General features: G+C 70.3%; 18 protein-coding genes. 9 read left to right on the top strand and 9 right to left on the bottom strand.

All coding sequences use genetic code 11. The annotated features are described in order from the left end of the window. Positions 1-12: 12 nt before the first annotated feature. The 4 genes from ACIP5K_RS01475 to ACIP5K_RS01460 all read right to left on the bottom strand — a co-directional run bounded on the left by ACIP5K_RS01475 (position 13) and on the right by ACIP5K_RS01460 (position 4,419). Positions 13-1,224: a glycoside hydrolase family 1 protein gene (locus ACIP5K_RS01475; RefSeq protein WP_401403842.1), complete on the bottom strand. Its 1,212-nt coding sequence runs from the start codon at positions 1,222-1,224 to the stop codon at positions 13-15. 49 nt (positions 1,225-1,273) lie between these two features. Continuing rightward, positions 1,274-2,131, bottom strand: coding sequence for a carbohydrate ABC transporter permease (locus tag ACIP5K_RS01470; protein WP_401403840.1), 858 nt, complete (start codon positions 2,129-2,131; stop codon positions 1,274-1,276). Next, entirely contained in the window at positions 2,128-3,102 is a 975-nt protein-coding gene (locus ACIP5K_RS01465; RefSeq protein WP_401403838.1) for a carbohydrate ABC transporter permease, read from the bottom strand. The genes ACIP5K_RS01470 and ACIP5K_RS01465 overlap by 4 nt, the downstream gene beginning before the upstream one ends. A gap of 72 nt (positions 3,103-3,174) precedes the next feature. Further along, positions 3,175-4,419, bottom strand: a complete 1,245-nt coding sequence (locus ACIP5K_RS01460; protein WP_401403836.1) for a sugar ABC transporter substrate-binding protein — start codon at positions 4,417-4,419, stop codon at positions 3,175-3,177. Positions 4,420-4,689: 270 nt separating this feature from the next. Here ACIP5K_RS01460 and ACIP5K_RS01455 point away from each other — a divergent pair, with 270 nt between their 5' ends. Next, positions 4,690-5,682, top strand: a complete 993-nt coding sequence (locus tag ACIP5K_RS01455) for an acetylxylan esterase (RefSeq protein ID WP_401403834.1) — start codon at positions 4,690-4,692, stop codon at positions 5,680-5,682. Positions 5,683-6,280: 598 nt separating this feature from the next. Here ACIP5K_RS01455 and ACIP5K_RS01450 read toward each other — a convergent pair. The 5 genes from ACIP5K_RS01450 to ACIP5K_RS01430 form a co-directional block, all read right to left on the bottom strand. Beyond that, entirely contained in the window at positions 6,281-7,378 is a 1,098-nt protein-coding gene (locus ACIP5K_RS01450; protein WP_401403833.1) for a LacI family DNA-binding transcriptional regulator, read from the bottom strand. A 113-nt stretch (positions 7,379-7,491) separates the two neighbouring features. Further along, positions 7,492-8,277, bottom strand: coding sequence for a succinate dehydrogenase/fumarate reductase iron-sulfur subunit (locus ACIP5K_RS01445; RefSeq protein WP_401403831.1), 786 nt, complete (start codon positions 8,275-8,277; stop codon positions 7,492-7,494). Then, on the bottom strand, positions 8,274-10,205 hold the full coding sequence (locus ACIP5K_RS01440) for a fumarate reductase/succinate dehydrogenase flavoprotein subunit (protein ID WP_401403830.1): 1,932 nt from the start codon (positions 10,203-10,205) through the stop codon (positions 8,274-8,276). The genes ACIP5K_RS01445 and ACIP5K_RS01440 overlap by 4 nt, the downstream gene beginning before the upstream one ends. A gap of 16 nt (positions 10,206-10,221) precedes the next feature. Next, complete coding sequence (locus ACIP5K_RS01435; protein ID WP_401403828.1) at positions 10,222-11,061, bottom strand: hypothetical protein; 840 nt, start codon at positions 11,059-11,061, stop codon at positions 10,222-10,224. A 40-nt stretch (positions 11,062-11,101) separates the two neighbouring features. Then, positions 11,102-11,401 (bottom strand): hypothetical protein, encoded by a 300-nt coding sequence (locus tag ACIP5K_RS01430; RefSeq protein WP_401403826.1) that lies wholly within the window; start codon positions 11,399-11,401, stop codon positions 11,102-11,104. Positions 11,402-12,345: 944 nt separating this feature from the next. On the opposite strand from ACIP5K_RS01430, the gene ACIP5K_RS01425 reads away from it, so the two are divergent. From ACIP5K_RS01425 to ACIP5K_RS01390, 8 genes are all read left to right on the top strand, one after another. Further along, positions 12,346-14,691, top strand: coding sequence for an ABC transporter family substrate-binding protein (locus tag ACIP5K_RS01425; protein ID WP_401403824.1), 2,346 nt, complete (start codon positions 12,346-12,348; stop codon positions 14,689-14,691). 360 nt (positions 14,692-15,051) lie between these two features. Then, positions 15,052-16,959: a translational GTPase TypA gene (typA, locus tag ACIP5K_RS01420; protein ID WP_401403822.1), complete on the top strand. Its 1,908-nt coding sequence runs from the start codon at positions 15,052-15,054 to the stop codon at positions 16,957-16,959. Positions 16,960-17,514: 555 nt separating this feature from the next. Further along, the gene (locus ACIP5K_RS01415) at positions 17,515-19,140 is read left to right on the top strand and encodes an ABC transporter substrate-binding protein (RefSeq protein WP_401403821.1); all 1,626 of its coding nucleotides are present in this window, start codon (positions 17,515-17,517) and stop codon (positions 19,138-19,140) included. Positions 19,141-19,300: 160 nt separating this feature from the next. Further along, positions 19,301-20,233: an ABC transporter permease gene (locus ACIP5K_RS01410; RefSeq protein ID WP_383500748.1), complete on the top strand. Its 933-nt coding sequence runs from the start codon at positions 19,301-19,303 to the stop codon at positions 20,231-20,233. Next, the gene (locus tag ACIP5K_RS01405) at positions 20,226-21,179 is read left to right on the top strand and encodes an ABC transporter permease (protein WP_401403819.1); all 954 of its coding nucleotides are present in this window, start codon (positions 20,226-20,228) and stop codon (positions 21,177-21,179) included. The genes ACIP5K_RS01410 and ACIP5K_RS01405 overlap by 8 nt, the downstream gene beginning before the upstream one ends. Before the next feature lie 11 nt (positions 21,180-21,190). Continuing rightward, a complete protein-coding gene (locus tag ACIP5K_RS01400; protein WP_401403817.1) occupies positions 21,191-22,243 on the top strand; it encodes an ABC transporter ATP-binding protein in 1,053 nt (350 codons plus the stop codon). Beyond that, positions 22,236-23,393 carry an ABC transporter ATP-binding protein gene (locus ACIP5K_RS01395; RefSeq protein ID WP_401403815.1) on the top strand — a complete coding sequence of 386 codons (1,158 nt, stop codon included), beginning with the start codon at positions 22,236-22,238 and terminating at the stop codon, positions 23,391-23,393. The genes ACIP5K_RS01400 and ACIP5K_RS01395 overlap by 8 nt, the downstream gene beginning before the upstream one ends. Positions 23,394-23,488: 95 nt before the next feature. Continuing rightward, positions 23,489-24,256, top strand: a complete 768-nt coding sequence (locus tag ACIP5K_RS01390) for a transporter substrate-binding domain-containing protein (protein ID WP_401403813.1) — start codon at positions 23,489-23,491, stop codon at positions 24,254-24,256. Positions 24,257-24,291 lie beyond the last annotated feature (35 nt).

Raw genomic sequence — 24,291 nt, 5'->3', positions numbered from 1 at the left:
GCCGCCCACCGGTCACAGGCGCGGCAGCGCGCGCTCGCGGCCCAGGCCGCCGAGCCAGTGCGCGGCCGGCTTGGGCGTGCGGGCGAAGGTCTCGCCGTCCCAGCCGATGAGGCCGAAGGTCGCCTTGTAGGTGCCCCACTCGTAGTTGTCGAGCGCGCTCCAGGCGAGGTAGCCGCGGACGTCGATGCCGTCCTCGATGCAGGCCGCGACCGCGTCGAGCGCGCCCGCGTAGTAGTCGATGCGGCGCTGCTCGTCGCCGGTGGCGATGCCGTTCTCGGTGACGACGACCGGGGTGTCCGGGCCGATCAGCTCGGCGGTGTGCCGGATCGCGTGCCCGACGGCCTGCGGGTAGTACTCCCACGACGTCAGCGTGCGCTCGGCGTCGGCGGGTGCCGGGATCGGGCCGTCGGCGCCGATCCGGGTGCGGGTGTAGGACTGCACGCCGATCCAGTCGTCGCCGCGCGCCGCCTCGATGAAGACGTCCTCACGGGGGTGGCGGTAGGCGGCGGTGACGTCCTCGGCGCCCGGCTCGGCCTGGTAGACCTGGTTGGCGACGGTCCAGCCGACCTGGATGTCCGGGTCGATCGAGCGCACGGCCTTCACCGCGGCGTGGTGCGCGGCGATGACGGCGTGCGTCGTCTCCTCGTCGGGGAAGGGCAGGCCGGCCGGCGGGAAGCCCTGGTCGCCGCGCTTGGCGAGCCCGGCCATCACGGCGATCATGTTCGGCTCGTTGATGGTGCAGACGTGCCGGACGCCCTCGGCGATGATCGGCGCGCACTCCTCGACGTACCGCGCGAACAGCTCGACGGCGCCCTCGGCGGTGAAGCCGCCCAGGTCCTCGAACCACTGCGGGACGGTGAAGTGGTGCAGCGTGACGTTCGGGCGCAGGCCGCGGGCGATCGCACCGTCCACCATGCGGCGGTAGTGGGCGATCTCGGCGCGCGAGAAGTAGCCGCGGGCGGGCTCGATGCGGGCCCACTCGACGCTGAACCGGTAGTCGGTGAAGCCGAGTTCGGCGAGCAGGTCCATGTCCTGCTCCCAGCGGTGGTAGCTGTCGCAGGCGTCCAGGCTCGGCTCCTGGATCCCGGCCGCCGGGTCGTGCTCCTTGCGCCACCAGTCGCTGTTGACGTTGTTGCCCTCGATCTGGTGGGCGGCGGTCGAGGCGCCCCACAGGAACCCGTCCGGGAAGGGGAGCGTGCGCGTCGGGGCAGGGGTGAGCGTCATGGTGAGGGTGCCTGTCTTTCTACGTACGTGTGTGGGGGGCCGGGGCGGCTTACTTCATGCCGGCGGTGGCGATGCCCTGGGTGAAGTGGCGCTGGAGGACCGCGAAGACGATCAGCACGGGCAGGACCACGAGCAGCGAGCCCGCCATCAGCATTCCGTTGCCGCCGCCGACCGTGCGGTTGGGGTCGTTGGCGAAGGTCGCCAGCGCCACCGGGAGCGTGTACTTGTCGGGGTCGTTGGTCGCGATGAGCGGCCAGATGAAGTTGTTCCACGACCCGAGGAACGTGAAGATCGTCAGCGTCGCGAGGGCGGGCTTGACCAGCGGAAGGACGATCCGCCAGAAGATGTACCACTCGCCGGCGCCGTCCATCCGGGCCGCTTCGAGCAGCTCGTCCGGGATCGACTGCATGAACTGGCGCATCAGGAAGACGCCGAACGCGCCGGCCGCGAAGGGCAGCACCAGACCCGCGTAGGTGTCCAGCAGGTTCAGCTGGTTGATCAGCACGAACAGCGGCAGCACCATCAGGTTCGCCGGGACCATCAGGGCGGCGAGCACGATCCCGAAGACCTTCGAGCGGCCGCTGAAGTTCAGCTTGGCCAGCGCGTAGCCGAGCATCGAGCAGAACAGCAGGTTGCACACGGTCACGAGCACGGCGACGATCACCGAGTTCAGGAAGTACCGGGGCATGTCCAGCTGGTCCAGCAGATCGCTGAAGTTCTTCAGCGTCCACTCGGAGGGGATCCAGACCGGCGGGCTCGCGGTCAGGTCCTTCTTGGTCTTGAAGGCGCTCAGCGCCATCCACAGGAAGGGCGCGGCCATCACCAGCAGGCCGAGCGAGGTGACGACGTAGAGCAGCGGCTTGCGGGCCCGGCCCGCGGGCCGACGGGTGGGGGTGACGGCGCTCATTTCGTGTTGTCCTTCATCAGTCGCAGCTGAAGCACCGTGATGCCCATGATCACCACGAACAGGACGTACGCCATGGCGCTCGCGTAGCCCATGTTGAAGAACCGGAAGCCCTGGAAGTACATGTCGAGGGAGACGGTCATCGTGGAGTCGGAGGGGCCGCCCTGGGTCATCACGAACGGCTCCTCGAACACGTTGAGGTAGCCGATCGTGGTGATGACCGTGGCGTACAGGAGCGTCGGGCGCAGCAGCGGCACGGTGATCCGGCGCAGCTCCTGCCAGGCGCTCGCCCCGTCGAGCCGGGCGGCCTCGCGGACCTCGGCCGGGATGGCCTGGAGCCCGGCGATCATCAGGACCATCACGGTGCCGAGGTTGCGCCACACCGCCATCGCGATCAGCGACGGCATGGCCCAGGTCTCCGAGCCGAGGAAGTCCGGTGCGGTGAAGCCGAGTTCGTCACCGAGCCCGGCGATCAGCCCGTCCGAGGGGTCGAGCACGAACCGCCACACGATGGCCACGGCGACGATCGTCGTGACCACCGGCGCGTAGAAACCCACCCGGAAGAAGGTGCGGGCCCGGTCGATGCCGCTGTTGAGCAGCACCGCGACCAGCAGCCCGAGCCCGATGGTCAGCGGCACCCCGATGACCACGAAGTACGCGGTGTTGAACATCGCGCGCAGGAACTGCTCGTCGCCGAACAGCTTGGTGTAGTTGTCCAGGCCGACGAAGTTCGCGTCCATCGGCTTGCGGACGTTGCGCTGCCCGAAGTCGGTGAAGCTCATGACGAGCGTCGCCACGATCGGGAAGAGCATGAAGACGCCGAACAGCGCGAGGAACGGGGTGGAGAACAGCCAGCCGGCCAGGTTCTGCTTCCCCATCGGGCGCTTCCTGCGCCGTCCCGCGCCCTGCGGGGGCTCGCCGCCCGGGGCCTTGCCGGCCCCGGCGCGCGCGGGGGTGGGTGTCGTGGTGGACATGGTCCGCCCTTCGGACTTCCTCCGGCCCTGACTGCGCCGGCCGGCGGGTGGGGGTTTCTTTCGTGAGGCGGGTTACTTCTGGACGAGGCTCTCGATCTCGCCCTGCGCCTTGTCGAGCGCGGCCTTGGGCGAGGCCTTGCCCTGGGCCGCGTCCTCGATCGCGGTGTCGATCTTCGAGGTGATCTCGGACCACTTGGGCTGGGCCGGCGAGACCTGCGCCGACTCCATCTGCTTCTTCCAGACCTTCATGTCCGGGTCGGTGGCCAGCTCGCCCGAGGACCAGGCGGTCATGTTCGCCGGGAGGTCCTTGGTGCGCTGGTACCAGTCGGCCTGGCCCTTGGTGCCGGTGAGGTAGCGCACGAGCTTCTTCGCGGCGTCCTTGTGCTCGCTGTCCGCGGAGATCGTCAGGGCCGAGCCGCCCGCCATCGAGGCGGAGGTCTTGTCGGTGGGGACGTTGGCGATGGCCCACTTGCCCTTGAGGCCGGGGTAGTTGTCGTCGAGCAGGCCCATGTGCCAGGGGCCGCCGAAGAACATCGCGACGTCGCCGGTGTTGAAGTCCTTGGTCACGTCGTAGCCGGGGCGCACCGACTTCGCGGCGAGGCCGTCCTTGAAGTAACTGGTGTAGTTCTCCAGGGCCTTGACGGCCGCCGGGCTGTTGGCGACGGTCTTGCCGTCCTTGGTGACGATCTGGCCGCCGGCCGAGTACAGGAACTGGTAGAAGCTCTGCACCGAGTCCAGGCCGTTGGGCTGGATCGACAGGCCGTACTTCGAGCCGGCCTTCTGGTACTTCTGCGCGGCCGTCCTCAGCTCCGCCATGGTGGCCGGGGCCTTGTCGACGCCGGCCTTCTTCGCCAGGTCGGTGCGGTAGTAGAGCACGCGGGTGTCGACGTACCACGGCACGCCGTAGGTCTTGCCGTCGTACTCGCCCTGCTCCCAGCCGGCCGGGAAGTAGTCCTTCTGCCGGAAGGTCCCGGTGTCGACCGGCTCCAGGGCGCCCATGTCCGCGAACTCGGTCATGTAGCTGCCGCCCATCTGCATCACGTCGGGCAGCTTGTTGGCGGCCGCGGCGGCGACGAGCTTCTGGTGGGCGACGTCCCAGCCGATCGGGGTGACCTTCACCGTGATGTTCGGGTTGGCCTTCTCGTAGACCTTGGCGACGTCGGCGAGCTTCTCACCCTCGGTGCCCATGGCCCAGACGGTGAGCGTCTGCTTCGCGTCGGCCGCGACCGAGTCGCCGCCGGAGCCGCCGCAGGCGGTGAGGGTGAGCGCGGACGCCAGGCTGACGGCGGTCGCGGCGATGGTGGCGCGGCGGTTCATGGACGGCTCCTCCTTGAGCGGACCGTGGAATGTATGCGCTGTCTGTAAGCGCATACATAACTCTGTGGCAGTCGCCTCCGATGTGGCAAGAGGGGTCTTGGTCACACTCCCGTAACGGGAGGGAAGGCTGAGGTCCCACCGGCCGCCGCCGGGCACGGCCCGGTCTCGCGCCGTGTACGGCGAGCATAAAACAGACATTCCCTGGTGAGCCGGGCCACCTCGGAAGAATTGGCCTGTACCGGGTGTGATCTCTGTCCTAGGGTCGCGGCCATGACAGTCTTCACGCACGCGTTCCCGTTCGATCCGACGTACGGCTACACCCTCGCCGAGCTGCGCGACGTCCCGGCCCCCGACGGTGTTCCGGCCGACTTCGACGCCTTCTGGCGCGGCCGGTACGAGGCCGCGCGGGCGGTGCCGACGCGGCCGGAGATCGGGCCGCTCGTGGAGGAGCGCGACGGCGTCCGCGTCCACGAGGTGACGTACACGTCGGTCGGGGGCGTGCGGCTCGGCGGCTGGCTGGCGCTGCCCGTCGACGGCCCGGCGGAGCACGGCTTCGTCATCGGGCACGGCTACGGCGGCCGCGACCAGGCGGGCCCGGACGTGCCGCTGCCGCTGCCCCGGTCGGCGGCGATCCTGCCCTGCGTGCGCGGGATGGTGGAGCGCGGGCGGGTCGACGGGGTGCCGTCGGTGTCCTCCGCGCACGTGCTGCACGGGATCGCGTCGCGGGAGACGTACGTGATCGGGGAGTGCGTCGCCGATCTGTGGTGCGCCGCGTCGGCGCTGCTCGAACTCGTCCCGGAACTGGCGGAGTCGGTGGCCTCCGGCGCCGGGCTCGGCTATCTCGGGGAGAGCTTCGGCGGCGGGCTCGGGGCGCTGGCCCTGCCCTGGGACGACCGGTTCCGGGCCGGTGAGCTGACGGTGCCGACGTTCGGCAATCATCCGCTGCGGCTGACGCTGGACTGCGCGGGGAGCGGGGCGGCGGTGCGGGCCCATCACGCCGAGCACCCCGAAGTCGTCGATGTGCTGGCCTACTTCGACGCGGCCACGGCGGCCACGCGGCTGACGAAGCCGGTCCTGGTCGCCGCCGCGCTCTTCGATCCTTCGGTGCCGCCGCCGGGGCAGTTCGCGGTGCACAACGCGCTGGCCGGTGCCGGGGAGCTGCTCGTCGTGGAGGCCGGGCACTTCGAGTGGCCGGGGTTGGGTGCGGCGGGGGTGGAACTGGCTGCTGCCAAGGCGGAGTTCTTCGGGAGGGTGCTGAAGTGAGGCGCGGGCGCGGGTGACGGCGGTTGCCTGCGCGGCCCGTGTTGTCGTGCGGGTGTCGTCGTCCGGGTGTTGTCGTCCGCGGCTCTCGTCGTGGCTGGTCGCGCAGTTCCCCGCGCCCCTGAAGGCATGCGCTGCGCGCGCCTTCCCCGGTGGGACAGCCACGGCGGGCGTATCCGAAGCCCCGTCAGGGGCGCGGGGAACCGCGCGAGCAACCACGGCGAACCGGCACTGGACGACGTATCCGAAGCCCCGTCCAGGGGCGCGGGGAACTGCGCGAGCAGCCACGGGGGACCGGCACTGGACGGCGGGCGTATTCGGGCCCCGTCAGGGGCGCGAGGAACTGCGCGAGCAACCACGGCGAACCGATAGTGAACGGCGTATCCGGGCCCCGTCAGGGGCGCGGGGAACTGCGCGGGCAACCACGATGGACCGGCACTGGACGACGGGCGTTTCCGAAGCCCCGTCAGGGGCGCGGGGAACTGCGCGGGCAACCACGGCGGGCCGGCACTGGACGGCGGCGGGGGTGTCCGGGGACCCGGTGAGGGGCGCGTGGGCAATCGCGGTGGGGCGGTGTTCGGGGGAGAGGGGGCCCGGGCGGCTAGGAGGTGGCCGGGGGATGGGGGCCGCAGCCGCAACTCTCCCGACGGGTCGGCAGGACGGGCAGCATCATCGACACGGGCTCCTTGCCCTGCTGCCCGGTGAGCCGGCGCACGAGGAGTTCCACCGCCTCCTCCCCCATCCGCCGCATCGGCTGCCGCACCGTGGTGAGCGTGGGCCGCACCAGCCGGCTCAGCGCGATCCCGTCGAACCCGGTGACAGCGATGTCGTCCGGCACCCGCACACCCCGCCGCTCCAGCGTGTGCAGCGCCCCCACCGCCATCTGGTCGTTGGCGAACAGCAGCGCCTCGGGCCGCGGCCCGGGCCGGTCGAGCAGCGCGTCGGCGGCCCGCGCCCCCTCGGCCTGCGTCATCATCGCGACCCGCAGGTCGGGCCCGTCGGACACCGGCACCCCGGCGGCCCGGCACGCCTCGGCGTACCCCCGGAACCGCGCGGCGACGTCGGGCGACTCCTCGGCGCCGACGTACGCGAGGCGGCGCAGGCCGTGGTCCTCGATGAGGTGCCGGGTCAGCTCGCGCTGGCCGTCGGTGTTGGCGGTCTCGATGTGGTCCAGGTGGTCGAGGTCGTCCGACTCGCGGGGCCCGGCCAGCATCACCACCGGCTGGCGCCGCGAGATGACGTCGAGGTCCTCGGTCGGCACGGTCCTGGCCAGCACCGCGAACCCGTCCACCCGCCCCGCGACCTTCGCGACCTGGCTCTCCGGCCCGCCCTTGAGCGAGGCGGCGATCAGCAGCGCGTACCCGTGCCGGCGCGCGGCGCGCTCCATGCCCCGGATGATCTGGTCGGAGTAGAGCATCGCGGCGTCGTCGTCCGCCTCGTCCCCGGCCCCCGTCTCGGCCTCGGACTCGGCGTCCGGGTCGGAGTAGTCGGGGAAGCACAGGCCGAGGACGCCGGTGGAGCGGCTGGCGAGCCCGCGGGCGTTGCCGCTGGGCACGTACCCCAGCTCCCGGGCGCTGGCCAGCACCCGCTCCCGGGTCTGGGCGCGGACCGAGTCGGGGTTGCGGTACACCCGCGAGACGGTGGCGATGGAGACCCCGGACCGCTCGGCGACGTCGTACACCGTGGGGGCTGTGCTCACTGGGTGGACCCCCGAGTGCGTGGAGTGACGGAAAGCGGAATGAAAGCGCATTCACCCTAGGGTGCGAGGGGGCGGCGGGGCAAGGCGTCCCGCCGCGCCCGGCGGCGGGTGCGCTACGACGGCCGCCGCCGGATCTTGTTGCCCAGCCACACCACCGGGTCGTACTTGCGGTCGGCCGCCCTCTCCTTCAGGGGGATCAGCGCGTTGTCCGTGATGTGGATGCCCTCGGGGCAGACCTCCGTGCAGCACTTGGTGATGTTGCAGTAGCCGAGCCCGTGCTCGTCCTGGGCGGTGGCCTTGCGGTCCAGGCCCGCCTCGGACGCCGCGTCCAGGGGATGCATGTCGAGTTCCGCGACGCGCATCAGGAAGCGCGGGCCCGCGAACGCCGGCTTGTTCTCCTCGTGGTCGCGCACCACGTGGCAGGTGTCCTGGCACAGGAAGCACTCGATGCACTTGCGGAACTCCTGCGAGCGGTCCACGTCCTCCTGCATCATGCGGTACTCGCCCGGCCCGAGCTCCGGCGGCGGCACGAACGCCGGGACCTCCCGCGCCTTCGCGTAGTTGAAGCCGACGTCGGTGACGAGGTCCCGGACGACGGGGAAGGCGCGCAGCGGTGTCACCGTGATCGTGTCGGCGCGCTCGAAGACCGACATCCGCGTCATGCACATCAGGCGGGGCCGCCCGTTGATCTCGGCGGAGCACGAACCGCACTTGCCCGCCTTGCAGTTCCAGCGGACCGCCAGGTCGGGTGCCTGGGTCGCCTGGAGCCGGTGGATGATGTCGAGGACGACCTCGCCCTCGTTCACCTCGACCTCGTAGTCCTCCAGGCCGCCGCCCCCGGTGTCCCCGCGCCAGATCCGGAAATGGGCGTCGTACGCGCTCGACGTCGTCGCGCTCACTCGAACAGCTCCTCTTCGGCCAGGTACTTGACCAGCTCCTCCTTCTCGAAGAGGGCCAGCAGGTCGGGGCGGATCGGTGGGGTCTCCTCGCGGACGAGGCTGATCTGGCCGCGCACCGGATCGGTGGCCGCCAGCCCGTCGCTGGGATCGCGGAGCGCGCACAGCAGGTTCACCCGGCGCCAGGCCCGGTCCATCGCCCCGTGGTCCTCGCGGGTGTGGCCGCCGCGCGACTCGGTGCGCTCCAGGGCGGCGCGCGCCACGCACTCGCTGACCAGCAGCATGTTGCGCAGGTCGAGGGCGAGGTGCCAGCCCGGGTTGAACTGCCGGTGCCCCTCGACGCCCGCCCGCCGCGCCCGCAGCCGCAGCTCGGACAGCTTGTGCAGCGCCTGCTCCATCTCGGCCTCGCGGCGGATGATGCCGACGAGGTCGTTCATCGTCTGCTGGAGCTCCTGGTGGAGCGTGTACGGGTTCTCGGGGACGCCGCCGTCCTGCGGGCCCTCGGCGGAGAAGGGGCGCAGCGCCTCGGCCGCCGCCGTGTCGATCTGGAGGTCGTCGACCAGGGGGCGGGCCGCCGGGCCGGTGGCGTACGCGGCCGCGTGCAGCCCGGCCCGCCGCCCGAAGACCAGCAGGTCGGACAGGGAGTTGCCGCCGAGCCGGTTCGAGCCGTGCATCCCGCCCGCGACCTCCCCGGCGGCGAACAGGCCGGGCACGCCGCGCGCCGCCGCCGTGTCCGAGTCGACGGCGATACCGCCCATCACGTAGTGGCAGGTCGGGCCGACCTCCATGGATTCGGCCGTGATGTCGACGTCCGCCAGCTCCTTGAACTGGTGGTACATCGACGGCAGCCGGCGCCGGATGACGTCGGCGGGCATCCGGGTGGAGACGTCGAGGAAGACGCCGCCGTGCGGGGAGCCGCGGCCCGCCTTCACCTCCGCGTTGATGGCGCGCGCCACCTCGTCGCGGGGGAGGAGCTCGGGCGGGCGGCGGTTGTGGTCGGGGTCGTCGTACCAGCGGTCGCCCTCGGCCTCCGACTCGGCGTACTTCTCCTTGAAGACGTCCGGGACGTAGTCGAACATGAACCGCTCGCCGTCGGAGTTCCTGAGCACCCCGCCGTCGCCGCGCACCGACTCCGTGACGAGGATGCCCTTCACCGACGGCGGCCAGACCATGCCCGTCGGGTGGAACTGCACGAACTCCATGTTGAGCAGCGGCGCCCCGGCGAGCAGCGCGAGGGCGTGCCCGTCGCCCGTGTACTCCCACGAGTTCGACGTCACCTTGAAGGACTTACCGATGCCGCCGGTGGCCAGCACCACGGCCGGCGCCTCCAGCACGAAGAACCGGCCGCTCTCCCGCTCGTAGCAGAAGGTGCCGGCGACCCGGTCCGCGTCGTCCTTCAACACCCGCGTGACGGTGCACTCCTGAAAGACCTTCAGGCGCGACTCGTAGTCCCCGGTCTCGCGGTGGTCCTCCTGCTGGAGCTGGACGATCTTCTGCTGGAGGGTGCGGATCAGTTCGAGCCCCGTACGGTCGCCGACGTGGGCGAGGCGCGGGTACTCGTGGCCGCCGAAGTTGCGCTGCGATATCCGGCCGTCCTTCGTCCGGTCGAACAGCGCGCCCCAGGTCTCCAGCTCCCACACCCGGTCGGGGGCCTCCTGCGCGTGCAGCTCCGCCATCCGCCACTGGTTGAGGAACTTGCCGCCGCGCAGCGTGTCCCGGAAGTGGACCTGCCAGTCGTCGCGGGAGTTCGCGTTGCCCATGGCGGCCGCGATGCCGCCCTCCGCCATCACCGTGTGGGCCTTGCCGAACAGCGACTTGCAGATCACCGCGGTGCGCGCGCCGCGCTCCCGGGCCTCGATGGCGGCCCGCAGCCCGGCGCCTCCGGCACCCACCACGACGACGTCCCACTGCTGCCGCTCGACAACTGACATCAGAAGGCCCCCACCATCAGAAGAACCGCGGATCGTCGAAAGCGCCGGACGCGACCAGGTACACGTAGAAGTCGGCGAGCGCGACACTCACCAACGACGCCCAGGCGAGCAGCATGTGACGGGCATTCAGTTTCCCGACCCAGCCCCACAGGCGGTAGCGCACGGGGTGCTTGGAGAAGTGCTTGAGCCGGCCGCCCACGATGTGCCGGCACGAGTGGCAGGACAGGGTGTAGGCCCAGATCAGCGTGATGTTGAGCAGGAAGACCAGGGTGCCGAGGCCCATGTGGCCGAACGCGTAGGACTCGTCGCGGAAGGCGAGGACCGTGTCGTAGGTGAGGATGAAGGCGACGAGCACGGCCGCGTAGAAGAAGTACCGGTGGATGTTCTGGAGGATCAGCGGGAAGCGGGTCTCCCCGGTGTACTTCTTGTGCGGCTCGGCCACCGCGCAGGCCGGGGGCGAGGCCCAGAAGCCGCGGTAGTAGGCCTTGCGGTAGTAGTAGCAGGTCAGCCGGAAGCCCAGCGGGAAGATCAGGATGAGCAGGGCGGGGGACAGGCCCCACCAGCCGCCGAACAGCTCCCAGTTGGGGCCGTGCCGCATCGGCGCGCAGTTCTGGGAGAGGCACGGCGAGTAGAACGGCGACACGTACGGGGCCGCGTAGTAGTCCGCGTTCGCGAAGGCCCGCCACGTCGAGTAGACGACGAAGGCGAGCAGGCCCGCGGCGGTCGCCGCCGGGGCCAGCCACCAGCGGTCGGTGCGCAGGTGGGACGCGGGGATCGCGGCCCGGGTGCGGCCGCGGACGCCGGTGCCGCTCTCGGTAGGGGGGCCGGTACGGGAGGGTTGGGTGCCGGTGGCCAACGAAGCCTCCGCTCGAAGGGTCAGGGGCGTGACCGGGACGTCAGGGGGCGTGTCTGTCCCGCGCCCCCAGCCCCTCGTCGTCCGAGTCCGTCCACAGGGTGCTGTCGTACGGGGTGTCGGAGATCGGGACGAGGTCCGGGTGGCGCGGTGTGTCGTACGGGGGTGGGGTCGCCGTCGCCGTCTCGCGCAGCAGGGCCAGGCTCTCCCGCAGATGGTCGGCGTCGGCCCGCACGCGGCGCAGGTCCGGGCCCGCGCCGAGCTGGGGTTCCAGGCGGCCGACGGCGCGCGTGAGGTCGTCCAGGCAGCGGGTGGCTGCCGCCAGGTCTTCGGTCAGGGACATGATGTGCCTCGCTTCCGCTGGTGCGGCGGAGATGCTCATGCGCCTGCGAGTGTCGCGCGTCACATTGCCGTTTGTGAAGGGAGCGGTACGGATTGCCGGGGCACAATGCGCTCCGCGCCCCTGGGCGACTTCTAGGGTGCGCCCCTCGTCGCGGCCGGCCGCGCGGTTCCCCGCACCTCGCTGGGTGGGTTCGTCGTCTGCGGCCCGGCGGGGGCTGGCCGCGCAGTTCCCCGCGCCCCTGGGCAGCTGTTCGTCTGCGGCCCGGTGGGGCTTCTCGCGCAGTTCCCCGCGCCCCTGAGATGCGCACTGCGTGCGCCATCCCATCAGAGGCCCACCACGGTCCCGCCCCTGGAGAGGCGCCCGGAGCGCGCAGCCTCGGGCGATGCAGAAGAGGCGCACCACCGCCCCACCTCTCCGGAGAGACGCGCCACCGTCCCCCCCAGGAGAGGCGCGCCACCGTCCCGCGCCCGAGAGAGGCGCGCGAAGCGCAGCCTCAGGGGGAGGCTGCGCGAAGCGCATGCCTCAGGGGCGCGGGGAACTGCGCGCCCAGCCCCCACCGGGCCGCGGATGAAGTACGACCTAGGGGCGCGGGGAACTGCGCGCCCAGCCCCCACCGGCCCGCGGATGAAGTACGACCTAGGGGCGCGGGGAACTGCGCGAGAAGCGGCCACCGGGTCGCGGGTGGATAACGACCCAGGGGCGCGGGGAACTGTGCGACCAGGCTCCACCGGGGCGCGGGCAGAGGGGTGCGGGGTCGGCTTCCGCCGGGGCGCAGGGGGAGAAGCGCACGGGTGCTCGGGGGCGGGGGGATTGGTCCGGGTGGGGGGTTCGCGGGGAGCGGGGTCGTGTCGGTGGGGGCGTTTCGGGGTCCGGACCGATAGATGTGATCAAACGCATATACCGCCAAAAGTGATCAACCGGCCCGTACCGGAGGTAGCTCCGAGATGCACCAGACCCCCAGGCGCCCAGGCGCAGCCCTGCGCTCGGCCGCGTTCCTCGTGAGCGGCGCGCTCGCCGTGACCGCCCTCACCGGGTGCGCCGCGGACGACGAGGCGGGCAAGCCCTCCGCCGGGCAGGACATCGCCCCCGCAGCCCGCGACCAGATCAAGGACGGCGGCACCCTGCACTGGGCCGTCGACACCCTGCCGCAGACCCTGAACTCCTTCCAGGCGGACGCCGACGCCGCCACCGCCCGGGTCGCCGGCGCGGTCCTGCCGTCGATGTTCCGGCTCGACGGACAGGGCCGCCCGCAGGCCGACCCCGACTACCTGGAGAAGGCCGAGGTCATCGAGACCGAGCCCAAGCAGGTCGTGCTGTACAAGCTGAACCAGCAGGCGGTCTGGGGCGACGGCCGGGAGATCGGCGCCCCCGACTTCGCCGCGCAGTGGCGCGCCCTGTCCGGCAAGGACACCGCGTACTGGACGGCGCACAACGCCGGCTACGACCGCATCGAGAAGGTGGAGCGCGGGGCGAACGACCTGGAGGTCCGGGTCACGTTCGCCAAGCCGTACGCGGACTGGCGCGCCCTGTTCTCGCCGCTGTACCCCAAGGACGTCATGGGGACCCCGGACCACTTCAACGACGGCGCCCGGCGCAAGCTGACGAACACGGCGGGCCCGTTCGCCGTCGACGCGATCGACCGCGACGCCAAGACGGTCTCCCTCAAGCGCAACCCGCGCTGGTGGGGCAGCCCCGCCAAGCTGGACAAGCTGGTCCTGAGCGCGGTGCCGCGCGGCAAGCGCGCCGCGGCCCTGGCCGCCGGCGACCTCGACCTCGCCGACCTGGACACGGGCGGCGCCGACCGCATCGCGTACGCGTCCCGCGACCACGGCACGGCGGGCCCGCTCGCCCACGGCCCCGGCGCCGCCCTCACCCCGGGCCGGGCGCTGCGCTCCTGGGCGATCGCGCACGGCGAGGACGAGGAGGCCGCCGAGGCGGAGATCACGGCGCGCGCGAAGACCCGCAGGGCCGTCAGGAAGTACGCGAAGGAGCAGGAGCACCTGCGCGGCTTCGACGTCCGCAAGTCGCTGGAACCGGCCTACACGCAGCTCGCCCTGAACGGCACCGAGGGCCCCCTCGCCGACGAGCGGGTCCGCCGGGCCGTCGCCCGCGCCATCGACCGCACCCAGCTCGCCGAGGCCGTCCTGAAGCCGCTGGGCCTGCCCGCCGGCACCGTCGACAACCACCTCGCGCTGGCCGGCCAGGAGGCGTACGCCGACAACAGCGGCGCCCTCGGTGACCAGGACACCGCCCAGGCGCGGGCGCTGCTCGCGGAGGCGGGCTGGGTGCCCGGCGGTCCGTTGAAGAAGGACAAGGACGAGGACCACGACAAGGCCAAGGACAAGGCGGACAAGGCCGAGGAGAAGACGGCCGGGTCCGAGAACGAGGCCGAGGACGCCGACGACGGCACGTACATCGTCGGCGAGGACGACCAGAAGCCCGGCGCCGACGCGCCCCCGCTGTTCGGCCCCGGCGGGCTCGCCGCCGCCCAGCACACCGCCCTGCTGCACCAGGCCGACGCGGTGAAGCTGCGCAAGGCCGACAAGGAGAAGGGCAAGCACGCCAAGCACGCCAAGCATTCCAAGCATTCCAAGCACAAGAGCGATCACGCGGCCGAGGGGCTCGGCAAGGACGCCCGGACGTACGTGAAGCAGGGCGGCGCCCCCGGCGCGTACGCGCCCAAGGGCACGGCCGCCCCGGCCGGCGCCGCCGCGGGCGCGCTCGCCAAGGACGGCAAGCCGCTCACGCTGCGCTTCGTCCTGCCCACCGGCGCGGGCTCCGAGCAGCTGCGCACGGTCGCCGACCGGATCACGCAGATGCTGGAGAAGATCGGCGTGCGCACGGACATCATGAAGGTGGACGACGAGAGCTACTTCAAGGACCACATCGCGTCCGGCCAGTACGACCTCGCCCTCTACTCGTGGCCCGCGTCGGCCTACCCGGCCACCGACGCCCGCCCCATCTACGCCAAGCCGGTCCCGGCCGCCGACGGGTCGCTCACCGTCGAGCAGAACTACACCCGGGTCGGCACCGACCAGATCGACCAGCTCTTCGACGAGGCGATCGGCGAGCTGGACGCGGACGAGGAGCGCTCCCTGGTGAAGCAGGCCGACGCCCGCATCTGGGCGGCGGCCGGCTCGATCCCGCTCTACCAGCGCCCGGAGCTGGTCGCGGCCCGCACGAACGTCGCCAACGCCGGCGCCTTCGGCTTCCAGGAGCCGCGCTACGAGGACATCGGCTATCTGAAGCGGGGCGCGAAGCCCGCGGCGAGCCCGGCCTCGGACGGCTGACGGGGCCCGTCAACCGCTGAGGGCCCCTGACGTCCCCCTGGCCTGCGGCGGAGCCGTCCGGGCGGCCGGGGGGCGGCGGGCCGGGCGGTGTTCCGGCCCGCGCCGGGGGCTCCGAGGCTCAGATCCCCCTCAAGTCCCTTGCCTCCGGGACCGCCCGCCGGGCAAGGTTCCTTGTAACCCGTTGACCTGCACTTTTGTTGCTGCGCGGGGCTCGTTCCCCCCTGTTCGCCGAGCCCCCGCAAGCTCCCCACCCGCCGAGCCCCGTACGATGGGGTGAGGCCGTGGCGTGTCCAGCCCGGCAGGGCGCGCGTATCACTGATGTACGCGCAGCCGTCCACTATTCCGGGAGTACGCCGCAATATGGCCACGCGCCACGACATCCGAAACGTCGCCATCGTCGCCCACGTCGACCACGGCAAGACGACCATCGTCGACGCCATGCTCAAGCAGGCCGGCTCGTTCGCCGCTCACGCCGCCGAGTCCCTCGACGATCGCATGATGGACTCGAATGACCTGGAGCGTGAGAAGGGCATCACGATCCTCGCCAAGAACACGGCGGTGAAGTACCACCCGAAGGATGGCGGCGACGTCATCACGATCAACATCATCGACACCCCGGGCCACGCCGACTTCGGTGGCGAGGTCGAGCGCGGTCTGTCGATGGTCGACGCGGTGGTCCTGCTCGTGGACGCCTCCGAGGGCCCCCTCCCGCAGACGCGCTTCGTGCTGCGCAAGGCGCTCCAGCAGCGTCTGCCCGTCATCCTGTGCATCAACAAGACGGACCGTCCGGACTCCCGGATCGACGAGGTCGTCAACGAGACGTACGACCTCTTCCTCGACCTGGACGCCGACGAGGACCAGATCGAGTTCCCGATCGTCTACGCCTGTGGCCGTGACGGCATCGCCTCGCTGACCAAGCCCGCCGACGGCACCGTCCCGGCGGACTCCACCAGCCTGGAGCCGTTCTTCTCCACGATCCTGGAGCACGTCCCGGCCCCGGTCTTCGAGGAGGACGCGCCGCTCCAGGCCCACGTCACCAACCTCGACGCCGACAACTTCCTCGGCCGCATCGCGCTGCTCCGCGTCGAGCAGGGCGAGCTGCGCAAGGGCCAGACGGTCGCCTGGATCAAGCGCGACGGCACCATCAGCAACGTGCGCATCAGCGAGCTGATGATGACCGAGGCGCTCACCCGCAAGCCCGCCGAGGTCGCCGGCCCCGGTGACATCTGCGCCGTCGCCGGTATCCCCGACATCATGATCGGCGAGACCCTGGCCGACCCGGAGAACCCGGTCGCGCTGCCGCTCATCACGGTGGACGAGCCGGCGATCTCCATGGTCATCGGCACCAACACCTCGCCGCTCGTCGGCCGCGGCGGCACCGGCAAGGGCGCCCAGGCCAAGTCGGCGGTCAAGGACCGCAAGGTCACCGCCCGCCAGGTCAAGGACCGTCTGGACCGCGAGCTGGTCGGCAACGTGTCGCTGCGCGTCCTCGACACCGAGCGCCCCGACGCCTGGGAGGTGCAGGGCCGCGGTGAGCTGGCGCTGGCCATCCTGGTCGAGCAGATGCGCCGCGAGGGCTTCGAGCTGACCATCGGCAAGCCGCAGGTCGTCACCAAGCAGGTCGACGGCAAGACGCACGAGCCGGTCGAGCGCCTCACGGTGGACGTCCCCGAGGAGCACATGGGCGCCGTCACGCAGCTCATGGGCATCCGCAAGGGCCGCATGGACAACATGTCGAACCACGGCTCCGGCTGGGTCCGCATGGAGTTCGTGGTCCCCTCGCGCGGCCTCATCGGCTTCCGCACGGAGTTCCTGACGAACACCCGCGGCACGGGCATCGCCCACTCCATCCACGAGGGCCACGAGCCGTGGTTCGGCACCCTGACGACCCGTAACAACGGTTCGCTGGTCGCCGACCGCGCGGGCGCCGTCACCGCCTTCGCGATGACGAACCTCCAGGAGCGCGGCGTGCTGTTCACCGACCCCGGCACCGAGGTGTACGAGGGCATGATCGTCGGCGAGAACTCGCGCGCCGACGACATGGACGTGAACATCACCAAGGAGAAGAAGCTCACGAACATGCGGTCCTCGTCGGCCGACTCGTTCGAGGCGATCGTCCCGCCGCGCAAGCTCTCCCTGGAGCAGTCCCTGGAGTTCTGCCGCGACGACGAGTGCGTCGAGGTGACCCCGGAGGCCGTCCGCATCCGCAAGGTCGTCCTGGACCAGAAGGAGCGCGGCCGCTCCGCCTCGCGCGCCAAGCACGGCTAGTCCCACGGCAGTTGGCCCGGCTCCCGCGAGGGGGCCGGGCCTTCGTGCGTCCGGCGCCGCCGCGGCCCCGCAGGGCCCCGTACGAAGGCCTGTTCGGCTGTACGGCGCAGTCTTCCGCCGCTACCCTGCCTCACTGTGTGTCGCGCGTAGACCGCGCCCTGCTCCCACGCGGGGTGCCCCTCGCGGCCAGGCTGTCCACGCCGGCCCTCGCACGCAAGTTCTTTTCCTCTCACTGCGTCCGCTATCCGGACGCCTCTGACCGATAGATATGTAACGCGTCCGTTTCGTGACCCTCTAGTCCGGATCGCTTTGTCCGGATTTTGGGAGATGTACGCAGCAGGTGTGATCGAACCGAGACCAAATGGGTGTTGGTGACCGACACTCCATGGCTAATAGTTGACGCCATAGAGCTCGGGTCAATGGGTCACGCGCAGTGGGGAGCGCCGACTCACGAGCACACTGAGGCACACCATTTGCTTGACCGACAGGGGTGTCGGTCCCTCATGGGTGTGCCCTCTCTCGCAGTGAACAAGTGGACTCATGAGGAGGAACCCCATGCGTGGTGCCAAGAGCGCCAAGTGGGTGGCGGGCGCGGCGATCATCGCTCTGGCCGCGACCGCGTGCGGTGGCAGCGACAACGACGGCGACAAGGGAAGCTCGGGCGCCGTCGACCCGAACGGCACGTTCTCCGTCGAGACGGGTGAGCCGCAGAACCCTCTGCAGCCCGCCAACACCATGGAGTCCAACGGCAGCATCGTTCTCAGCACGCTGTTCTCGCAGCTGGTGGACTACGACGCCAAGGGCAACATCACCATGGTGAACGCCCAGTCGGTGGACACCAAGGACAACAAGACCTTCACGGTCAAGCTGAAGCAGGGCTGGAAGTTCCACGACGGCACCCCGGTGACCGCCGAGTCCTACGTCAAGGCGTGGAACTGGGCCGCCAAGCCCGAGAACAAGCAGACCAACAGCTTCTGGTTCTCGGACATCAAGGGCTACGACGACGTCGCGCCGGCCAAGGGCAAGGCGAAGTCCGACTCGATGTCCGGCCTGAAGGTCGTCGACGACAACACCTTCACCATCGAGCTGTCGAAGGCGATGCCGTACTTCGTCTACAAGCTCGGCTACGAGGTCTTCTCGCCGCTGCCCGAGTCGTTCTACAAGGACCCGAAGGCGGCCGGTCAGAAGCCGGTCGGCAACGGCCCCTACAAGTTCGTCTCCTGGCAGCACAAGAAGGAGATCAAGGTCACCAAGTTCGCCGGCTACAAGGGCCCGAACAAGGCGAAGAACGGTGGTGTGACGTTCAAGAACTACACCAACCTGGAAACCGCCTACGACGACCTGAAGTCGGGCAACGTCGACGTCCTGCGCCAGCTCGCCCCGCGTGACCTCCCGGTCTACAAGCAGGACCTGGGCGACCGTGCCGTCGACCAGTCCTACTCCGCGATCCAGACCATCGCCGTGGCCTTCTACACCAAGCAGTGGAAGGGCATCGACCCCAAGGTCATCCAGGGTCTGTCGATGGCGATCGACCGCGACACCATCACCAAGACGGTCCTCCAGGGCACCCGTGAGCCGGCCACCGGCTGGGTCGCCAAGGGCGTCCTCGGCTACCAGCCGAACGCCGCGGGCGACGTCACCAAGTTCGACCCGGCCAAGGCCAAGGCGCTCATCAAGGAGGGCGGCGGCGTTCCGGGCAACAAGATCTCCATCCAGTACAACGCGGATGGCGGTCACAAGGAGTGGGTGGACGCCGTCTGCGGCTCCATCAAGAAGGCTGTCGGCGTGACCTGCGTCGGCGACTCGAAGGCCGACTTCCAGGCGGACACCAACGCGCGTGACGCCCACGAGGTCAAGTCGCTGTACCGCTCCGGCTGGGTGCTCGACTACCCCTTCAACGCCAACTTCATCCGTGACCTGTTCGGCACCAAGTCGGACGGCAACCAGGGTGGGTTCTCCAACAAGAAGGTCGACCAGCTGATCTCCGAGGCCGACAGCGCCGCGACGCTGGAGGAGTCGGAGAAGAAGTACCAGGAAGTCGAGAAGCAGCTGGTCAACTACATGCCGACCATCCCGCTCTGGTACTACAAGGTCAACGCGGGCTACTCGGAGCGGGTCTCCGGCGTCAAGTACGCGCAGGACGGCGACCCGATCCTGGACGGCGTCCAGGTCCACAAGTAGTAACCGCTGACAGCGCGCGCATCCGCTGCCCCCGGCCGTACCTGGGGGCAGCGGTGCGAAGCGGGCCGGACTGGCCGGGGGGCCTTTTTCACCGTACGCACCGCGAGTTCGGTCGGCGTACGGCGAAAAGGGCCCCTGCTGCGATTGACATGGAGGCATGATGGGGCGCTACGTCGCACGACGACTGCTCCAGATGATCCCGGTGTTCATCGGGACGACTCTGCTGATTTTTCTCATGGTGTACGCACTGCCCGGTGACCCGGTCCGTGGTCTCTTCGGCGACAAGGCGGGCAGCCCGCAGGTCATCGCGTCGCTGCGCCATGAATACGGGCTGGACCAGCCCGTGCTGGTCCAGTACTGGCACTACATGCGGGACATGATCCTGCACTTCGACTTCGGCACCCAGATCGCTTCCGGGCGCCCGGTGACCGACGTCCTCGGCGACGCGTTCCCGGTGACCCTCCGGCTCGCGGCGCTGGCCTTCGCCATCGAAGCGGTGCTCGGCATCGTCCTCGGTGTCATCGCGGGCATGCGGGCCGGCCGGCTGGCCGACACCGTCGTGCTGTTCCTGACGCTGCTGCTGATCTCGGTGCCCGTGTTCGTGCTCGGGTTCATCGCCAAGACGGTCTTCGCGTTCCAGCTCGGCTGGATGGCGCCGAACGTCAACGACTCCACGAACTGGGGGCAGCTGCTGACCCCGGCCATCGTGCTGGCGGCGGCCTCCCTCGCCTACGTGGCGCGTCTGACGCGTACGTCGGTCGCGGAGAACCTCCGCTCCGACTACATGCGCACCGCGATCGCCAAGGGCCTGCCCAGGCAGCGCGTCATCGGCGTCCACCTGATGCGCAACTCGCTCATCCCGGTCGTCACCTTCCTCGGCACCGACCTCGGCGCCCTGATGGGCGGCGCCGTCGTGACCGAGGGCCTGTTCAACATCAAGGGTGTCGGTGGCACCATTTACGAAGCGCTCCAGCGCCGGGAGGGGACCACGCTGGTCGGACTGGTGACCATCCTGGTCCTCGTCTACCTCGTCACCAGCCTGATCGTCGACCTGCTCTACGCGGTCCTGGACCCGAGGATTCGCTATGTCTGATCTGACCAAGTCCGCGGCCGCACCGGCCGAGGCCGCCGCGGGCGGCAAGCTGCCCGACCCCCAGGTGCAGGTGGAGAAGCGCGAGAAGTCGCGCAGCCTGTGGAGCGACGCCTGGCGCGATCTCCGCACCAACTGGATCTTCGTGATCTCGGCCGTGCTGATCCTGCTGCTCCTGGTGATATCCGCCTTCCCCGGACTGTTCACGGGCGCGGACCCGAACGCCCGCGACCTGGCCGGCCACTACCTGGCCAAGCCGCAGCTCGGCAAGGTGTTCTCCGACGGCTGGCTCGGCTACGACGCCCAGGGCCAGAGCGTGTACGCCCGCATGATCTACGGCACCCGCGCCTCGGTCATGGTCGGCCTCGGCACCACCATCGTGGTCACGGTCTTCGGCGGCATCGTCGGTCTGCTCGCCGGCTACTTCGGCGGCTGGATGGACGCGCTCCTGTCGCGCCTCACCGACATGTTCATGGGCATCCCGTTCCTGCTGGGCGCGATGGTCATGCTCAACGCCTTCCCGGACCGCAGCATCCCGGTCGTCATCGCCGCCCTCGCCTTCCTCGGCTGGACGCAGACGGCCCGCGTCATGCGCGGCTCCGTGATCACGGTCAAGCAGGCGGACTACGTGCTGGCGGCCAGGGCACTGGGCGCGGGCACCAAACGCATCCTCTTCAAGCACATCCTGCCGAACGCGATCGCCCCGGTGATCGTCGTCGCGACGATCTCGCTGGGCGTCTACATCGCCGCCGAGGCGACGCTGTCCTTCCTCGGACTCGGCCTCACCAGCGGTGTGTCGTGGGGTGCCGACATCTCCGACGGCGGCAACTCGATCCGCGTGGCGCAGCACATCATCCTGTTCCCGTCGATCCTGCTGAGCATCGCCGTCCTGTCGTTCATCATGCTCGGCGAAGCGGTCCGCAACGCCCTCGACCCGAAGATGCGCTGAGGGAGGCGTACGTGACCATCATCGACAATCCCGCGCTGGTCCCGACCCCGCGAGGGGGCGACGACGCCCCGCTCCTCGAAGTCCGCGACCTGCACGTCGAGTTCCACACCCGCGACGGCGTCGTGCGCGCCGTCAACGGCGTGAACTACAGCGTGCAGTCCGGCGAGACGCTCGCCGTCCTCGGCGAGTCCGGCTCCGGCAAGTCCGTGACCGCGCAGGCGATCATGGGCATCCTGGACATGCCGCCCGGCAGGATCCCGCAGGGCGAGATCCTGTACCGCGGCCAGGACATGCTGAAGATGTCCACCGACGAGCGGCGCAAGGTGCGCGGCGCGAAGATCGCCATGATCTTCCAGGACGCGCTGTCCTCCCTCAACCCGGTCCTGACCGTGGGCTACCAGCTCGGCGAGATGTTCCGGGTCCACCAGGGCATGAGCAAGAAGGACGCCAAGGCCAAGTCCATCGAGCTGATGGACCGGGTCCGCATCCCCGCGGCCAAGGAGCGGGTCAACGACTACCCGCACCAGTTCTCCGGCGGTATGCGCCAGCGCATCATGATCGCCATGGCGCTCGCCCTGGAGCCCGACCTGATCATCGCGGACGAGCCCACCACGGCGCTCGACGTGACGGTCCAGGCCCAGGTCATGGACCTCCTCGCGGAGCTTCAGCGCGAGTACAACATGGGCCTGATCCTCATCACCCACGACCTGGGCGTCGTCGCGGACGTCGCCGACAAGATCGCGGTGATGTACGCGGGCCGCATCGTGGAGCAGGCGCCGGTCCACGAGCTGTACAAGCGCCCCGCGCACCCGTACACCCGCGGTCTGCTGGACTCGATCCCGCGCCTGGACCAGAAGGGCCAGGAGCTCTACGCGATCCAGGGCCTGCCGCCCAACCTCCTGAAGGTGCCGTCGGGTTGCGCGTTCAACCCGCGCTGCCCCAAGGCGCAGGACATCTGCCGCACCGACGTCCCGACGCTCGTCGAGGTGACGGAGCGGGACGGCGGCGCGCTGCCCGGCCGGCGCAGCGCCTGCCACTTCTGGAAGGAGACGATCCATGGCTGACATGAGCAAGAAGAGCGCCGCGAACGAAGCCGTGGACGCCACCCCGAACGTCACGGACGTCGAGGTCGTCGACGCGGTCACCGAGGACGCGGCGGTCGCGGCCCTCGACAAGACCGTCGAGCGCGGTGAGCCGATCCTCCAGGTGCGCAACCTGAAGAAGCACTTCCCGCTGACGCAGGGCATCCTCTTCAAGAAGCAGATCGGTGCGGTCAAGGCCGTCGACGGCGTCTCCTTCGACCTGTACCAGGGCGAGACCCTGGGCATCGTGGGCGAGTCCGGCTGCGGCAAGTCCACGGTCGCCAAGCTCCTGATGACCCTGGAGCGGGCCACCGAGGGCGAGGTCTTCTACAAGGGCCAGGACATCACCAAGCTGTCCGGCCGCGCGCTGAAGGCCGTGCGCCGCAACATCCAGATGGTGTTCCAGGACCCGTACACCTCGCTCAACCCGCGCATGACGGTCGGCGACATCATCGGGGAGACCTTCGAGATCCACCCCGAGGTGGCTCCCAAGGGCGACCGGCGCCGCAAGGTCCAGGACCTCCTGGACGTCGTGGGCCTGAACCCGGAGTACATCCACCGCTACCCGCACCAGTTCTCGGGCGGACAGCGCCAGCGCATCGGCATCGCCCGCGGCCTGGCCCTCAACCCCGAGATCATCATCTGCGACGAGCCGGTCTCCGCCCTGGACGTCTCCGTCCAGGCGCAGGTCATCAACCTGATGGAGAAGCTCCAGGACGAGTTCAACCTCTCCTACATCTTCATCGCGCACGACCTGTCGATCGTCCGGCACATCTCGGACCGGGTCGGGGTCATGTACCTCGGCAAGATGGCCGAGATCGGCACGGACACGCAGATCTACGACCACCCGACGCACCCGTACACGCAGGCGCTGCTCTCCGCGGTGCCCGTCCCGGACCCGGACGCGCGGGAGGGCCGCGAGCGCATCATCCTCACCGGAGACGTGCCCTCGCCCGCCAACCCGCCGTCGGGCTGCCGCTTCCGCACCCGGTGCTGGAAGGCGCAGGACAAGTGCGCCGAGGAGATCCCGCTGCTGGCGATCCCCGAGCGGTTCGCGGGCTCGGCCTCCCAGGCCGCCCACGAGTCGGCGTGCCACTTCGCGGAGGAGAAGGACGTGGTCCACGCGGCGTGAGCCGTACCGGATCCAGGAGGGCCGGCCGCCGGGATTCCCCGGCGGCCGGCCCTCTTCCTGTCAGGTCTGTCATGGCCTCTGAAATGATCGAGGTCATGACAGACCTGACAGAGCAGCCCGCCGAGCGGCCCGCCGACGCCCCGGACATCGCCCGGGACCTCGCGCCCACCGGAGTGCTCCGCGCCTCCGTCAACCTCGGCAACCCCGTCCTGGCCCAGGGCACCCCCGACGCGCCCGCCGGGATCACCGTGGACCTGGCCCGGGAGATCGCGCGCCGCCTCGGGCTCCCGGTGGAGTTCCAGTGCTTCGACGCCGCCCGCAAGTCCTACGAGGCCATGGCCGCCGGCCGCGCCGACCTGTGCTTCCTCGCCGTCGAACCGGCCCGCGAGGCGGAGGTGGCCTTCACCGCGCCGTATGTGCACATCGAGGGCGTGTACGCGGTCCCGGCCGACTCGGAGCTGCGCACGGCCGCCGACGTGGACCGCGCCGGGGTGCGCGTCGGCGTCAAGCAGGGCTCCGCCTACGACCTGTACCTGACCCGGACCCTGCGCGCGGCGACCGTCGTGCGCGGCGCCGACGGGGTGGACGTCTTCCACGCCGAGGGGCTGGAGGTCGCCGCGGGCATCCGGCAGCCGCTGACCGCCCACGTCGCCGCCCGCCCCGGGCTGCGGCTGCTGGACCCGGCGTTCATGACCATCCGCCAGGCCGTCGGCACGACCCGCGCCAGGAGCGCGCGGACGGTCGGCTTCCTGCGCGAGACGGTGACGGAGCTGACGGCGTCGGGGTTCGTGGCCGCCTCGCTGACCCGTTCGGGCCAGAACCCGAGGCTGGCGGCGCCCGTGGGGGAGGACGCGACGGGCTGACACCGGCGGGGCGCCGTCCACCGGGTGGCTGTACC

The organism is Streptomyces sp. NPDC088785, from assembly GCF_044750685.1.
Taxonomy (GTDB): Bacteria; Actinomycetota; Actinomycetes; order Streptomycetales; family Streptomycetaceae; genus Streptomyces.
This window is presented reverse-complemented; position numbering and strand designations above follow the sequence as displayed.